The 1101-nt window shown below is 63.3% G+C and carries 1 protein-coding gene; it reads left to right on the top strand.

Translation table 11 applies throughout. From position 1 onward, the window contains the following. Positions 1 to 158 precede the first annotated feature (158 nt). Positions 159 to 1061, top strand: a complete 903-nt coding sequence (locus AB4030_RS22345) for an Abi family protein (protein ID WP_442281397.1) — start codon at positions 159 to 161, stop codon at positions 1059 to 1061. The last annotated feature ends 40 nt before the right edge of the window (positions 1062 to 1101 follow it).

The raw sequence follows: 1101 nt of genomic DNA on the forward strand, positions 1-1101 counted from the left end.
TGCCGCCATCAGCGCGGTCGTGCCCATGAGCGGGCAGGTGGGTCTGCCGACCTGGCCCTGCACCCAGCGCTCCATCGGCTACAGTGGAGCCAATCGACCCCCTCCCAAGCCTCTCTCTGAAGCTCAAATGGGAGGGGCCTCTTTCTTTCCGGGGTGTCATGAAGCCGAGCCTGTCCGTTGCCGAGCAGGTCGATCTGCTGGGTCGGCGGGGCCTCGTCATTGAGGACGACGCCGCGTGCTCTGCATTCCTCGCCGCGCACAACTACTACCGATTCTCAGGCTATGCGCGGTACTTCCAGCGTGCTCCTCACTTGGGAGACAACTCGTTCGAGTCTGGATCGACCTTCGCTGATATCCGGGCGATCTACGAAGCCGACGAGGATCTGAGGACCAGGCTCGTCCGCCCGCTCGCTCGCGTCGAACTCCTGTTGCGGGCCTACACAGCCCGCATCATCGCCGACGTCCATGGACCCTGCGGCCGTTACCTCGAAGAGGACTTCTACACCGACGTGGGTGGGGGTGAGCGCACCCTGGCGTCGTGCTTGCGCGACATCGAGCGGAGCAAGGAACGCCACATCCTGCGCTTCAGGACTACGGATTCTGGTTCCGTAGACTTTCGTGACCTGCCCGTTTGGTCGGGGATCGAAGCCTGGTCATTCGGGACGCTGTCGAAGTGCATCGAACGCGGCGCCAAGGGCGCGCTGGGTGAGGATGTAGCGACCAGCATCGGGGTGGCGAAGGGCGGCTTCGCATACCGGGTGAGAGCGCTGGTCTACTTGCGCAATCGCTGCGCGCACCATAGCCGGCTGTGGCACCACTCGGTCATTGATGCCGGACCGACGCCCAATAACGTGCGCGTCAAAGCCAAAAGGCTGGCCGGACAGTTTGAACCACGCTCCATCCTCGATGTCCTCGCATCACTCGACGACATGCTGACCCGCAGCGGGACTGCAGACCCTGTCCTCCCGGAGCTCGTTCAACGACATCCTCGTGACTCCACGTTCTGGCAGGGGCTCGCGCGTCCCCAAAACCCCCGTGACTACAGCCCTGACAACAGGTAGTTCCAAGAGCCAAGACGCAGCGCTCATCCTCATCTGCCGC

Source organism: Terrabacter sp. 2YAF2 (assembly GCF_052114705.1).
Classification (GTDB): Bacteria; Actinomycetota; Actinomycetes; order Actinomycetales; family Dermatophilaceae; genus Terrabacter.

Excerpts from the sequence above, each read along its gene's own strand:
- AB4030_RS22345 (WP_442281397.1), top strand. The coding sequence starts at position 159 with ATGAAGCCGAGCCTGTCCGTTGCCGAGCAGGTCGATCTGCTGGGTCGG.